This window comes from Komagataeibacter melomenusus (assembly GCF_013155395.1).
Classification (GTDB): domain Bacteria; phylum Pseudomonadota; class Alphaproteobacteria; order Acetobacterales; family Acetobacteraceae; genus Komagataeibacter; species Komagataeibacter melomenusus.
Map to the genome: position 1 here is coordinate 26,490 of NZ_JABJWC010000032.1, position 13,948 is coordinate 40,437.

The following is a 13,948-nucleotide window of genomic DNA, read 5'->3' on the forward strand; positions in this document are numbered from 1 at the left end:
ACTTCAAAATAACATCTTTTGTATTTTTAATTCATGCAAAAATGAAGTATTCCCCCAATGCAATAGAACTATAAAAAAAGACCACGCCAGATGCATGCCGTTTTCATCACCCTTGCATTACTGACCGTTACCGGGATCAGCAGCCTGATTTCACGCGTGGGGCGCATTCCCGTGCCCCTGCCGCTGATCCAGATCGCGGTAGGCGCCATCGCAGCGCTTGCGGGGCTGAATATCGGCTTCGACCCCGACATGTTCCTGCTGCTGTTCATCCCGCCGCTGCTCTATGCCGATGCCTACCGCATGCCGATGCGCGAGTTTGGCGAACTGCGCAACATCATCGTCATGATGGCGCTGGGGCTTGTGGTCTTCACCACGCTGGCCTGCGGCTACTTCATCCACTGGCTCATTCCGCCCATCATGCTGCCCGCCGCCTTTGCGCTTGCCGCCGTCATGTCACCCACCGATGCGGTTTCGGTTGGCAGCATGATCGAAGGCGGGCGGGCACCCGCGCGCGTGGTGCACATCCTGCATGGCGAGGCGCTGCTCAACGATGCCTCGGGGCTGGTCTGCTTCAAGTTCGCGGTAGCGGCGGCCATGACGGGGCTGTTCTCGTTCCAGCAGGCGCTGGGCAGCTTCATCTTCATGGCGGCGGGCGGCATCGTGATCGGCATCGTGGTGGCGTGGGCCGCGTGCCGGGCGGAGCACATGCTGCTGGTGCGCGGCTATGATGACCCGCCCACCCATATTACGCTGGCCATGATGCTGCCCTTCGGCATCTACCTGCTGGCCGATGCGGTGCAGTGCTCGGGCATCCTCGCCGCCGTGGCGGGCGGCATGACGGTCAAGTTCACCGGGGTGATGAACGAGGCCCGCACCGAAACCCGCCTCAAGGCCACCACGGTGTGGGACATGGTGAACTTCACGTTCAATGCCGTGATCTTCCTGCTGCTGGGGCTGCAGTTGCCCGATCTTGTGAGCGGAGGCGCCGCCATTGCGCGCGCGGGCGGCATTTCGCCGTGGTTCCTGATCCTGGCCATCGTGGGCATCCAGCTCATGATGAGCCTGATCCGCTTTGCGTGGATCTGGATCTCCATTTCCGCCCGGCGGCTGTTCGCCCATCTGCGCCACCGCAATACGGTCATCCCGTCCGCGCGCAACGTGCTGCTCATGACCGTGGCGGGCACGCGCGGGGCCATTACGCTGGCGGCCGTGCTGTCGCTGCCGGTGGCAACGCTGGCCGGACCCGGCTTTCCGGGCCGCGACCTGCTGGTGACCCTGGCGGCGGGCGTGATCATCTGCTCGCTGGTGCTGGCGAGCGTGGCCATTCCGCCGCTGCTGCACGGCATGAGCACCGATGAGGACGATCCCAGCCTGCACGAACTGGACATGATGCGCATCGAACTGGCGCAGACCGCCATCGAGGCCCTGCATGCCGAGCAGGCCGTGCTGGCGCAGCAGGAACTCGACACCATGCCCGAGGGCTCGGAAAGCGTTGACCTCAAGCAGGAAGCCATTGGCCGCCTGCTGCACGAATATCAGGACACGCTGCGCAGGCTGGACAATTCCCGCGCGGCGGAAGCCAGCATCCGCGCCACCGCCATCCGTGAAAAACGGGCCGAACTCGCGCTGCGCTTCCGCGTCATCCGCCACATGCGCGAGCGCCTGCACATGCGGGTGGTGCAGAAGCTCATCAATGACGAGACCGAACTGACCATCAACCAGGAGCTTGATTTCATCGAGCAGGAACTCCAGATCGAGGCCCGCTCCCTGCCCCGCCCCGATGGCCTGCCGCCTGCCGGCACCCATGATGGCGCAGCCCTGCCTGAAACGGGCCGCATGGCAGCCGCCCTGACAGACTGATAAAAGAAACCCCACACCACCACCGGCAGACCGAAACCGCGAAAGGAACCACCCCATGCCGCTGCGCATCCGCATCCTGCTGGCCTGCCTGTGCCTCAGCGCCGCCGGGGCCACGGGGGCACAGGCCCGCTCGCACCACTTCAACGTGCGCGAACATCACCCGCACGGCAACTCGCCCTATGGCGATATCAGTGACTTCGTGCCGGCCATAAGCGAGAAGGATCCCCACTATGTAGCCGCCTCGCAGCGATGCCAGAGCAAGGCGGGCGTTGGCGCCGGAGCGGGGGGAAACAGCGGCAGCGCCCAGACATGGGTTGGGTCGGGGCATACGAGCTTTTACGCCGAATGCATGGTCGAGAACGGGGCATGGAAGCCCCGCTACAGCACCAGCGTGGGCGACGCGGTCGACCCCTGAGCCCTACGCCGGGCGACGCAGGGCACGGGGCCGCGCATCCGCCCGTCAGTTCCCCGGAGGGGCCATGAAACCGGGGCCGACCGGATCGGGGATGCAGCGCGCCAGGATCGCATCGATCTCGCGGCGGTCATCGGCACTGAGGTGCCAGCCCATCGCATCGGCCACGGCGGCGATCTGGTCGGGGCGGCGCGCGCCCCACAGGGCAATGGTCGGCCCCTGGTCCAGCACCCAGCGTATGGCCAGCGCAAGCAGCGACCTGCCATGCTTTTCACGGGCGAAGTCCTGCAACTCATGCACGGCCTGCAGGTAATGCGCAAAGCGGGGCGGCTGGAACTTGGGGTCGGCGCTGCGCAGGTCATCGGCGCCGAATTTCGTCTGTGCCGTCATCTTGCCTGACAGCAGGCCACGGCACAGCGGGCCATAGGCCAGGATGGCCAGGTCGTGCTGGCGGGCATAGGGCAGGATGTCATGCTCCATCGCGCGCTCGAACAGGTTATAGGGCGGCTGCACGGCACAGAGCGGGGCGAACTGCCGGAAGGCGTCCATCTGGGCAACGGAGAAATTGCTCACCCCCAGCGCCAGCACCTTGCCTTCGCGCACCAGGGCCTCGAGCGTGCGGGCCGTCTCCTCCATCGGCACCGAGGAATCGGGCCAGTGCACCTGATAGAGGTCGATGTAGTCGGTGCGCAGGCGGCGCAGCGAATCCTCGATTTCCTTGCGGATGCGCGCGGGGGAGGAATTGCGGAAGGGCTTGTGGTCATCCTTCCAGTCCAGGCCCACCTTGGTGGCGATGGCCACGCTGTCGCGCCGCCCGGCCAGGGCCTGGCCCACGATCTCCTCCGAATGGCCAAAACCGTAAACGGGCGCGGTATCAAGCAGCGTTATGCCCAGGTCGAGCGCTTCGTGGATGGTGGCGATGGCGTTGCGGTCATCCGGGCCGCCCCACATCCACCCGCCAATGGCCCACGTGCCCAGCGCAATGCGCGAGACGGGGCGCTTGAGCCCCCGGATCTGGATGGTTTCCGTAACAGACGCCTGCGTCATGAAATGTTCTCCCTTGTGGTCAATACGGTCCTGGCGATGGGACGACCGCCAGACCAGAGTGTGCCACGGCGCGGCGCATCGCGTTACCCGCCCTGGCACGGCGGCGGGCATGCATGCCCCGCGCCTGCCCACACAACACGAAGCGCGTAGCGGCGTTGCGTTCTTTTTCGGGCCGGGAGGGGGCGCACCCCTTCCGCAAGGCCGGTCCGCGCCGTATGGGTAGAGGCACGCGTCACCTGTTACGGAGTGCCCCTTGCGCAAGACAGTCCTGCTCGCCCCCCTGCTCGTGCTGGCTGCGTGCGCGCATACTCCGGCCAATCAGGCCCATCGGGCGACCACCCCGGTCGCGCAATATGCCAATGGCGCGGGGCCGCTGGCGGTCAACCCGCACGTGCCCGATTTCGCCACCCGCACCTACGAGCCCTTCAACCGGCAGGACGTGGTGGCCATCGCGCTGCGCGAATGGCGGCTGTTCGGCCAGCCGGTGAGTGATGACGACCCGCTGCTGCGCCCCGAGCCGACCACCCCGGTGGTCAAGCCCGAGCGCACCGCCGGGCTGTGGCAGCGCGTGGGGGAATACTGGTGGATTGGCCAGGACCCCGCCGAGACCGAATCCTCATGGGATGGCAAGCACGATGCGAACGGCCACATCACCGATTTCGTGCATGATGGCTATTATGCATGGTCGGCGGCATTCATCTCGTACGTGATGCGGGTGGCGGGGGCGAATGACCGCTTCGCCTATTCCCCCAACCACGCCACCTATATCAATGCCGCGGCCTCCGGGCAGGAGAAGGGCGTCAGGGCCCGCAATCCCGCGCGCTACGCACCCAGGACGGGCGACCTGATCTGCGTGGGGCGCGGGGCGAGCAAGGCGGTGCGCTTTCGTGACCTGCCCACGGCGCAGGGCTTTCCCGCCCATTGCGGCATCGTGGTGGCCGGGCCGCATGATGATGCGCCCTTCGGCCACGAAATCAGCATCATTGGCGGCAATATCGATGATGCCGTGGCCCTGACCCATGTGCCCGTAGGCCCCAATGGCCGCCTGACCGACAGCCACGGCAAAAGCCTCGACTCCCGCTACCCGTGGTGCGTGGTGCTGCAGGTGCGCTACGATGCCGACCGCGAGCCGCAGGCTGACCAGTAAGGCAGGCTTTCAACTGTAAAAGTTTCTGGTGAAGCTTTTTGCAAAAAGCTTCGGAAAGAACGCCGCCTTTTTGCAAAAAGGCGGCACCCAGAAACTTTTATAAATGGCGCCCAGTCACTCAGCCACGCGTCCATGGCAGTTCGGATGCCTGCCAGCCCGCAAGGCGGCCGCGACTGCCGGTGGCGTCTTCCGGCCCCTCGAACCCGTCAGCCACGTTGAAAACATTGTGATAGCCCGCGTCATACGCCGCGTGGGCGGCTGCCATGCTGCGCGCGCCGGAGCGGCAGATGAAATAGATCTCGTCGGTCTTGCCGATCCCGGCCTGTTCCAGGGTGGCCAGGAAGTGCGGGTTGACCTGGCCCGCGGGCGGCAGCTGCCAGCTGTCGCGTACCAGCGTGCGGCCTGCGCTGGAAAGATCGGGCACGCCGATATGTTCCCATTCCATGGGGGTGCGCACATCCACCAGATGGGCGTTGGGGCGGCCGCTGACCGCGGCCCACGCGGCGGCGGGCGAGATATCGTCAATCATCATGTTTCCTTTCGGCTGGAAAAACCTGTGCAGCGGGGATATGCCAGCCCTGCCCCATTCCTGATAGTAAGGATGCAACAGGCACTGCATGGCCACCATCCGGCCTGCCGTGCCGCATGGTACGACCCAGATCAAGCGAAGGTGCTGCCTTATGGCCGAAAGTGCAAATCCCGTCTCCTCCCCCAGCGCGGACATGCCCGCAGCGATCGGCCATACGCCGCTGATCCGCCTGCGCCATGCGTCAGACATCACGGGATGTGAAATTTACGGCAAGGCGGAGTTCATGAACCCCGGCGGCTCGGTCAAGGACCGCGCGGCCCTTGCCATCATCGACGATGCCGAACGCCGCGGCACGCTCAGGCCCGGCGGCACGATTGTCGAGGGCACGGCCGGCAATACCGGCATCGGCCTCACGCTCGTGGCCAATGCGCGCGGCTACCGCTCCATCATCGTCATGCCCGAGACCCAGAGCCGCGAGAAGATCGACTTCCTGCGCATGATCGGAGCCGACCTGCGCCTCGTGCCCGCCAGGCCTTTCCGTGATCCGGGCAATTACGTGCATGTCTCGCGCCGTCTGGCGGAAGAGACCGGCGGCGTGTGGGCCAACCAGTTCGACAACACCGCCAACCGCGAAGGCCACCGCCACACCACCGCCCCCGAGATCTGGCAGCAGATGGGCGGCAGGCTCGATGCCTTCACCTGCTCGTGCGGCACCGGCGGCACGCTGGCGGGGGTAACGCTGGGGCTGGAGGATGAAGCCCGCAAGGCCGGTGTCGCGCGCCCGCGCATCGTGCTGGCCGACCCCGAAGGCTCGGGCCTGTATGGCTGGGTGAAGTCGGGTGACCTTTCGGTCAGCGGGTCTTCCGTGACCGAAGGCATCGGCCAGTCCCGCGTGACGGGCAACCTCGAGGGGCTGCATTTCGATGATGCCGTGCGCATCCCCGACCCCGAGGCGCTGGAGCAGATCTACAGCCTGCTGATCCATGAAGGGCTCTCGGTGGGTGGCTCGGCGGGCATCAACATCGCCGCCGCCATCCGCGTGGCCCGCGCCATGGGGCCGGGGCACCGCATCGTCACCATCCTGTGCGATGGCGGCGCGCGCTACCAGTCCAAGCTGTTCAACCCGGAATTCCTGCGCGGCAAAAACCTGCCCGTGCCGTCCTGGCTGGCCTGAAAAGGCCGCGGTCACGCCCATTGAAACGGAGTGAAACACCGGGTGCGGCCACCCGCGCCATGGTGTAGGATAGGCCGCATGAACCCGCTGCCGCATATCCTCGTCATCGATGACGACCGCGAGATCCGTGACCTGCTGGCACGCTTCCTCGAACGCAACGAACTGCGCGTCACCACCGCGCGCGACGGGCAGGAAGCCCGCCGCCGGTGGGGGGAGGGGCATTACCAGCTGGTCATCCTCGATCTCATGCTGCCAGGCGAGAGCGGGCTGGACATCTCGCGCTGGCTGCGCACGCAGGCCAACGTGCCCATCGTGATGCTGACCGCGATGGGCGATGATACCGACCGCATCATCGGCCTTGAACTCGGCGCGGATGACTACGTGCCCAAGCCCTTCAACCCGCGTGAGCTGCTCGCGCGCATCCGCGCCGTGCTGCGCCGCGCCAGCGACACGCCCGACCCGCGCAGCGTGCCGGTGCTGCACACGCTGCGCTTTGCGGGCTGGTCGCTCGATACCGGGCGGCGGCGGCTGCACAACCCCGAAGGGGTGGAAGTGCCCCTGACCGGCGGCGAATACGACCTGCTGCTTGCCCTGCTCGACCGCGCCAACCGGGTCATGACGCGCGACATGCTGTTCGACCTGCTGCGCGGGCGGCAGGCCGGCCCGTTCGACCGCGCCATCGACGTGGCCATCAGCCGCCTGCGCCGCAAGCTCGAGGATAACGGCCGCAACGCACAGCTGATCAAGACGGTGCGCGGCGGGGGCTACGTGCTCGCAGCCGAGGTCGAGCGTAGCTGACCCGCCCCATGCAGCCCCTCTCCGGTTCCTCCTTCCTGTCCGCGCCCCCGCCAGAAGAAAAGCCGCCGGGCGCATGGCCGCGCCTGTGGCGCCGCATCCTGCCGCAATCGCTTGCCGCGCGCACCACGCTGCTGCTGATCGGGGGGCTGGGCATCATCCAGATCATCGGGCTGACAATCCACGCGCTGGACCGGTTCGATTTTGACCAGCGCATGATCTATGAGCGCGCGCGCAGCAAGATGTTCACCTATTACCGCGCCATAGTGGAGACCGCGCCGTCAGACCGTGACCGCGAACTTGCAGCCCTGCACCTGCCCGAGAGCGTGCACATCACGCTCACCCCCGGCCCCGAGCCGGACATGATCAACGCCATGGCGCTGCCGCCGCACCCCCAGCACCACATGCTGCCCGGTGAGTGGAACGGTGGTGGCGGTGGCCACATGTCCGATGACATGGGACAGGTGCCCTTCGGCCACGGCGGCCCGCACGGACCGCGTGGCCCCTTTGGCCCCGACAGCCCCGGCGGCCCGCATGGATTCGGCCCCGAAAACGATCCCGGCATGGGGCCGCTGCCGCAATCGATGCGCCCCGAGCAGGTGCTGATCTCACCCGCGACGGGGCGCAGGCGGACGGTTGCCTTCCTGCTGCCCGATGAGCGGCGGTGGGTCACGATCCATTACATCCTGCCCCGGCCCAGCCCGTTCCGCTCGCCCACCTTCCCCATCGCCTTCCTCATCATGACCTTCGCAGGTGGTATCCTGATCCTGTGGGGCGTGCGCAGGCTGATCGCGCCCGTCAGCACGCTTGGCGCCGCCGCCGAGGAACTTGGCCGCAACGTCAACGCGCCCCCCATGCCCGAGGACGGGCCAAGCGAGGTGGCACGCGCCGCCCATGCCTTCAACACCATGGCGCACCGCATCCGCCGCTACCTGACCGACCGCACGCTGATGCTGACCGCCATCGGCCACGACCTGCGCACGCCGATCACGCGGCTGAAGCTGCGCGCCGAATTCATCGAGGATGACGAGATGCGGGCCAAGATGCTGGCCGACCTTGATGAACTCGAGGCCATGGTGGCCGCCACCCTGGCCTTTGGCCGCGATGCCTCGCAGCGCGAGCCGATGGGGCAGGTCAACCTGACGGCACTGCTCCAGACCATTGCCGATGAAGCGGCCGAGACCTATCTCGATGCGGCGCAGAACATCGCGTTTTCATCTGAAATGCCCGACGTGCTGGTGCGCGCGCGCCCCGTGGCACTCAAGCGCGCGCTGAACAACCTTGTCACCAACGCCATAAAATATGGCGGCGGCGTGCGGATCGTGCTGCTGCCGCCCCATAAGGGCGCGGGTGCGGACGGGACGGAATCCACCGTCACCATCCTGATCGAGGATGATGGCCCCGGCCTGCCCACCGAGGACCTCGAGCGCATGTTCGACCCCTTCGTGCGCGCCGAGCAGAGCCGCAACCGCGAAACCGGCGGCACGGGGCTCGGCCTGTCCATTTCGCGCAATATCATCTGGGGACTTGGCGGCGATATCCGGCTAGGCAACCGACACCCGCATGGATTACGTGTGACGGTCACACTTGTCTGCTAAGGTCCGATTCCAGTACGGACAATTCAGGATATAGCGCTCGATGCCGGACAGAACACACCGTTATCAGGTCTCCCTTCTATGGACCGGAAACGGCGAACATGACGGGGCTTCCCGGCAGGCCCATCATCAACGCAGCTACGAACTGCACTGCACGGGCCGGCCGGTCATTGACGGCTCGGCCGCACCCGCCTTTCGTGGCGACTCCCAGAAATGGAACCCCGAGAAGCTGCTGCTCGGCGCCCTGTGCGCGGACCACCAGCTCTGGTTCATCCATCTGTGCACGGCGATGGGAATCGGCATCCTGTCCTATGCCGACCATGCCGAGGGCATTCTGGAGGAGTTTGATGACGGGTCATTTTCCTTCACGCAGGTCATCCTGCGGCCCCACGCCGCCCTTTCCACCGCGCATGACGTCAAGCAGGTGATCGACCTGCACCATGATGCCGCCATGCGCAGCTGCATCGCGCGCTCCGTACGCTTTCCCGTGACGTGCGAGCCGCGCGTGACCAGCGCGCAATAATTTCTTGCCGCCAGCAGGCGGTTGATGGCATTGCCCAATGATGCTTGATCGCCTGTATGCCCGCATTACTGCCCTCGCCGCCAGTCGGCATGCCGTCATATGGCTGGCGGCCATCGCCTTTGCCGAGGCCAGCATCTTTCCGCTGCCGCCCGACATCATGCTGCTGCCCATGGTGCTGACACAGCGCGAGCGGGCCTTCCGGCTGGCCGCCATCTGCACCGCAGCCTCCGTGGCGGGGGCGGTGCTGGGCTGGTGCATCGGCTCGTTCCTGCTGGAATACGCGGCCATGCCAATCGTGCATTTCTATCATGCCGAGCATACATTGCAGACCCTGCAGGACCGTTTCCGCGAATGGGGCGTGTGGATCATCCTCATCAAGGGGCTGACCCCCATCCCGTTCAAATTCGTCACCATTGCCAGTGGGGCGGCGCATCTGTCGCTGGTGCCGTTCCTGCTGGCCTGCGCGGTGACGCGTGGCGCGCGCTTCTTCCTGCTGGCCGCCCTGCTGCGCCGCTATGGCGCGCCGATCCAGGGCTTTATCGAGCAGCGCCTGCCGCTGGTGGCCGGGCTGTTCGCGGTCGTGCTGGTGGGCGGCATCGTGGCGCTGAAATACATCTGAGGGGGGCACCCCTGCCCGCGCGATGGTGTTCGCCCGCGCCGCGCCGTGATAGGGTGCCGATCGTGATTTTCAGCCCGCGCGGTGTTGCCCGCGCGGGTCTTGTTACCAACGGGTGGGAGCATCATTCATGCCGCAGCAGGTTGCCGTCATTACCGGAGCGGGCGCGGGAATCGGCCGCGCCACGGCCCGCACACTGGCCCGGGCCGGGTGCGATGTCGCCCTGCTGGGCCGCAACCGCGACCGGCTCAATGATGCCGCCGCCGAACTGCGCGAACTCACCGTACGCACCCATATCGTCTGCGCCGACGTGGCCGATGCGGCAGCGGTGGAACAGGCGGCCGAGGAAATAGAGGAAAAGCTCGGCCCCATCACGCTGTGGATCAACTGCGCGGGCGCGACCGTAACCGGGCAGGTTGCAGCCCTTGAGGCCGATGAGATCCGCCGCGCGACCGAGGTGACCTATCTTGGCACCGTCAACGGCACGCGCGCGGCCCTGACCCGCATGCGCCGCCGGGGCCACGGCACCATCGTCAATCTCGACCGGCTGGCCAGCCTGCGCCCGCCGCCGCTGCAGGCGGTGGAGAACGGGGCGCGGGCCGCCGTGCGCGCCTTCTCCGAGAGCATCCGCCCCGAGATCCTGCATGATGGCGACCGCATTCATATCGCGCTCGTGCACCTGCCCGCCATCAACACGCCGCGTTTTTCATGGACGCGCAACCACACCGGCAAGCGCCTCAAGCCGATGGGGCCGGTATACGAGCCTGAAATCGCAGCCGAGGCCATCTGCCGCGCCGCCTTCGGGCGCGAGCGTGACATCTGGGTGGGCCTGTCGGGCGTGCGCAACTGGGCGCTGTCCACCTTCCTGCCCGGCCTGTCGGACCGCTGGCTGTCGGGCAAGGGCTATGCGAAGCAACTGGAAAAGACGCCGGTGGACGGCAGCGAGCCCGATGACCTGTACGAAACCGTGCCCGGCGCCTATGCCGCCCATGGCCGGTTTGACATGGTCACGCGCAAGGCCATGCCATTCCTGCTGACCAGCCGCCACGCCCAGCTTGCCACCGTAACGGGGCTGATGGGCATCGTGCTGCTGGCCCTGCGCCGCAAAAAAACTGAAAACTGATAAAAGTTTTTGGTGAAGCTTTTTTCAAGAAGCTTCTAAAGACGCCGCCTTTTTGAAAAAAGGCGGCACCCAGAAACTTTTATCTGTAAAACGCCCTTCCCGCTCAGGCGGGGATGGACGTGTGCACACCCGCACGGGTGCGGCACAGATCACCCGCCCATACCCACCAGTGCGCGCCCGCCTGCTGCACGGCGGCCTGCGCTGCACGGGCAGCCTCGGGGCTGTCGAACAGGGCAAAGCACGTCGCACCCGAGCCACTCATGCGCGCAAGGCGGCAGCCGGGTGCGGCGCGCAGGGCGTCGAGCACGGTCGCAATTTCCGGGCAGATGGCGCAGGCGGCTTCCTGCAGGTCATTGGTCTGGGCTTCAAGGTCGCGCACCATATCGGCCAGCGTGGCCCAGGCGGCGGGCAGCGTGGCGCGGGGGGTAAAGACCGGCGCGCGGGTCTTGAACACCTGCGGGGTGGATACGCTCTGCCCGCAATTGACCAGCATCATGCCACACGGCGGCAGGTGGGGCGCGGGGGAGAGTTCCTCACCGATTCCCTCCATGCGCGCGGCGCACTGCTCAAGGCAGACCGGCACATCCGCGCCAAGCCGCGTGGCCAGCGCCATGAGCGTGGCGCGCGGCAGGTCAAGGTGCCACACCCGCAGCAGCAGCCGCAGGGCGGCAGCCGCATCGGCCGAGCCGCCGCCAATGCCCGAGGCCACGGGCAGTTCCTTGTGCAGCGTGATCGCCACATCCGGCAGCGCGCGCGCGGCCTGCGCGCCAATATGTTCGCGCAGCATCGCGCCTGCGCGCACGATCAGATTATCGGCGCAGTCCTCATGCCCCAGCCCGGCACAGAACCGGCCCTTGATGTCGAGCGCAACATGGCCGCCCTGCCCGCTGCCCCTTGTCAGCTCCAGCCGGTCCGCAGCCCCTGCAAATACGGCAAGACTGTCAAGCAGGTGATAGCCATCGGCCTGCCGTCGCCCCGTGACATGCAGGTACAGGTTGATCTTGGCATGCGCCAGTTCGTGCAGCGACGACATCAGTGACGGGTTCCATTTGGCTGGGAAGGGGAAGAAGGCGGCGTTGCCACCGGCTTGAGGTCGGCTGGGAGCGCCATGCTCCTGTGGGCCTGCCACGCATGGGCATAGTCCAGCGCCGCCGTGATCTTGCGGCGGTCCATCGGGTCGGGCTGGAACGCGATGGCGTTCTGCCATTCATTGACCGCCTCCAGCCTGCGGCCCGCCATCCAGTAGGCCACGCCAAGGTGGTAGTTGATGGCGGGGTCCTGCGGCATCTGCTCGACCGACTGCTCGAGCAGCGGCAGGCCCTCCGCCACATGGCCCAGCCGCATGAGCACCCAGCCCACGCTGTCGCGGATCTGGTTGTCAGACGGCGCAAGGGCCAGCGCGCGGCGCAGGTAGGATTCGGCCAGGGCCGGGTTCTCGCCATGCTCGACCATGGAATAGCCAAGGTAGTTCAGCAGTTCCGCCTCGTTGGGCGCAAGCTGGAGGGCATGCTGCAACAGCACCCGCGCCTGCGGCCAGTGGTTCTGGCGCTCCTGCGCTATGGCCTGGCCAAACAGCAGCCGCCAGTCATCGCCTTCCAGCCGGTGGGGGGCGAGGGCCGTGGCGTGCTGGTAGGCATCAAGGGCTTCGGGCCATTTCTGCTGGTCGAGCAGGGCATCGCCAAGGCTGCTCCACAGCGTGCGGTCATCGGGGGCCTGGCGCAGCAGGTCACGCAGTTCCTGCGCCGCCTGCTCCTTGTGGCCAAGCACCACGTCAAGATCGGCCTGCTCGGCGCGATAGACGGGCAGCAGCGGGTCACTGGCCGGGGCGCCATCAAAGGCGGCGCGCGCCTGCCGGTCCTGCTTGCGGGCATGCAGCATGGAGGAAAGCAGCAGCCGTGCCTCCGAATCCGCCGGGTCAAGGGTAAGCGCCATGCGCAGCATCATCTGCTCGGTGCCGCGCAGGGTGCCGATTTCCATCGCGGCATCGCCCGCGTGGTCTTCATCCGCGCCCTCATGGGCATAAAGCTGCTGGTCGATCAGCAGCGCCACCAGCCCGTAAGCCTGCGCCAGGCCCTGGGTGGCATGGCTCACCACCGGGTGCTGGAGCATGGCCATGAGGTTGGCGCGCGCCGTTTCCAGCACCGGCATGGCGGTAATGCGCTGGTTGATCAGGTCGCGCGCCGCCGCCTCCTGCCCCTGGGTAACCAGCCAGCGCGCCATGACCACCGTGGTGAACAGGTCGCCGCTGCCCTTTTCCGCCGCCTGGCGGAACAGCGTGTCGGCACGCATCTGCATGCCGCCAAGCTGGGCGATCAGGGCCGAGTGCAGGGTATAGTAGCCGCCCAGCCGGGCATCGACCTCAGCGGGCGCAAGGGCGGCAAGGGCCTCATCCGTCTTGCCCGCGCCCTGCAGCGCCCAGGCACGCAGCAGCGGGCGCAGCAGGCCCATGATCTGGTCGGCCGGCGCGTTCTGGTAATGCGTCACCGCCTCATCCCACCGCCCGGCAAGGGCTGCGGCATTGCCCATGATCAGCGCGGGCATGACACCGGGGGGCTGCGCGTGGGCCAGGGCTGCCGCCTCCGGGCTGCCGGCCAGGATGCTGTAGAAAAACGCCCGCTCGCCAAACAGCCGGAAGGTTGGCGCAAGCCCTGCCGCCACGCCATAGGCCCGCGCGGCCTCGCTGTTGTCACCTTCGGCCGCGGCCACGTTGCCAACAAGCAGATTGGTGGCCAGATCCTGCTTTCCGGCCTCGGTGATGGGGTCAACCGGCGGGGCGGCCCGCATTTCACGGTTGGGAATCCCGGCAAGGAGCGGTACAACAAGGGAGGCCACGACCATGCGTGACAGACGAGGTAAGAGCATGACGCCAGAATCTACCGCGTGCGGCGTCCGCTGCCAAACCCTGAACGGAGAGGCAGGACGGCGCGCGGCTGCATGGCCCGTGCCGGTGCGGGATATATCCATCCGATGACTGATTCCCTGTCCCTGTTACGCCTTTATGTGGAGTGGGGCGCGGATGACGCGCTGGACCCCGACCCGCATGACAGGCTGGCGCTTGCCATTCCGCCACGCAACCCCGCCCCTTTTGTACAGCCCACCCCCATACAGCCAGACGCGGAGAATGGAC

Annotated in this window: 13 protein-coding genes; 9 read left to right on the top strand and 4 right to left on the bottom strand. The window is 66.6% G+C overall.

The window, feature by feature from the left end; all coding sequences use genetic code 11:
- Positions 1-90: 90 nt before the first annotated feature.
- Together HNW77_RS12180 and HNW77_RS12185 are read left to right on the top strand one after the other, a co-directional pair.
- Positions 91-1,860 carry a Na+/H+ antiporter gene (locus HNW77_RS12180; protein WP_172157961.1) on the top strand — a complete coding sequence of 590 codons (1,770 nt, stop codon included), beginning with the start codon at positions 91-93 and terminating at the stop codon, positions 1,858-1,860.
- Between the two features lie 55 nt (positions 1,861-1,915).
- Entirely contained in the window at positions 1,916-2,275 is a 360-nt protein-coding gene (locus HNW77_RS12185) for a hypothetical protein (RefSeq protein WP_172157963.1), read from the top strand.
- Between the two features lie 45 nt (positions 2,276-2,320).
- Here the strand turns inward: HNW77_RS12185 and HNW77_RS12190 are convergent, their stop codons facing one another.
- On the bottom strand, positions 2,321-3,319 hold the full coding sequence (locus tag HNW77_RS12190) for an aldo/keto reductase (RefSeq protein WP_172157964.1): 999 nt from the start codon (positions 3,317-3,319) through the stop codon (positions 2,321-2,323).
- A gap of 253 nt (positions 3,320-3,572) precedes the next feature.
- Between HNW77_RS12190 and HNW77_RS12195 the strand changes: the two genes are divergently transcribed.
- Complete coding sequence (locus tag HNW77_RS12195) at positions 3,573-4,466, top strand: DUF2272 domain-containing protein (RefSeq protein WP_172157966.1); 894 nt, start codon at positions 3,573-3,575, stop codon at positions 4,464-4,466.
- Positions 4,467-4,584: 118 nt separating this feature from the next.
- Here the strand turns inward: HNW77_RS12195 and HNW77_RS12200 are convergent, their stop codons facing one another.
- On the bottom strand, positions 4,585-4,995 hold the full coding sequence (locus HNW77_RS12200) for a rhodanese-like domain-containing protein (RefSeq protein WP_172157980.1): 411 nt from the start codon (positions 4,993-4,995) through the stop codon (positions 4,585-4,587).
- A 151-nt stretch (positions 4,996-5,146) separates the two neighbouring features.
- Between HNW77_RS12200 and HNW77_RS12205 the strand changes: the two genes are divergently transcribed.
- The 6 genes from HNW77_RS12205 to HNW77_RS12230 all read left to right on the top strand — a co-directional run bounded on the left by HNW77_RS12205 (position 5,147) and on the right by HNW77_RS12230 (position 10,821).
- Positions 5,147-6,169 carry a cysteine synthase A gene (locus tag HNW77_RS12205; protein ID WP_172157982.1) on the top strand — a complete coding sequence of 341 codons (1,023 nt, stop codon included), beginning with the start codon at positions 5,147-5,149 and terminating at the stop codon, positions 6,167-6,169.
- Positions 6,170-6,247: 78 nt separating this feature from the next.
- The gene (locus tag HNW77_RS12210; protein ID WP_172157967.1) at positions 6,248-6,967 is read left to right on the top strand and encodes a response regulator; all 720 of its coding nucleotides are present in this window, start codon (positions 6,248-6,250) and stop codon (positions 6,965-6,967) included.
- Positions 6,968-6,975: 8 nt separating this feature from the next.
- Complete coding sequence (locus HNW77_RS12215) at positions 6,976-8,562, top strand: ATP-binding protein (RefSeq protein ID WP_172157969.1); 1,587 nt, start codon at positions 6,976-6,978, stop codon at positions 8,560-8,562.
- A 40-nt stretch (positions 8,563-8,602) separates the two neighbouring features.
- Positions 8,603-9,082: an OsmC family protein gene (locus HNW77_RS12220; protein WP_172157971.1), complete on the top strand. Its 480-nt coding sequence runs from the start codon at positions 8,603-8,605 to the stop codon at positions 9,080-9,082.
- 40 nt (positions 9,083-9,122) lie between these two features.
- Positions 9,123-9,701 carry a YqaA family protein gene (locus tag HNW77_RS12225; protein WP_172157984.1) on the top strand — a complete coding sequence of 193 codons (579 nt, stop codon included), beginning with the start codon at positions 9,123-9,125 and terminating at the stop codon, positions 9,699-9,701.
- 127 nt (positions 9,702-9,828) lie between these two features.
- Positions 9,829-10,821: an SDR family oxidoreductase gene (locus tag HNW77_RS12230; protein WP_172157972.1), complete on the top strand. Its 993-nt coding sequence runs from the start codon at positions 9,829-9,831 to the stop codon at positions 10,819-10,821.
- Positions 10,822-10,924: 103 nt separating this feature from the next.
- Here HNW77_RS12230 and HNW77_RS12235 read toward each other — a convergent pair whose 3' ends face one another.
- Positions 10,925-11,854, bottom strand: a complete 930-nt coding sequence (locus HNW77_RS12235; RefSeq protein WP_172157974.1) for a 4-(cytidine 5'-diphospho)-2-C-methyl-D-erythritol kinase — start codon at positions 11,852-11,854, stop codon at positions 10,925-10,927.
- Positions 11,854-13,683 carry a tetratricopeptide repeat protein gene (locus tag HNW77_RS12240; protein WP_241694447.1) on the bottom strand — a complete coding sequence of 610 codons (1,830 nt, stop codon included), beginning with the start codon at positions 13,681-13,683 and terminating at the stop codon, positions 11,854-11,856. The genes HNW77_RS12235 and HNW77_RS12240 overlap by 1 nt, the downstream gene beginning before the upstream one ends.
- Between the last annotated feature and the right edge of the window lie 265 nt (positions 13,684-13,948).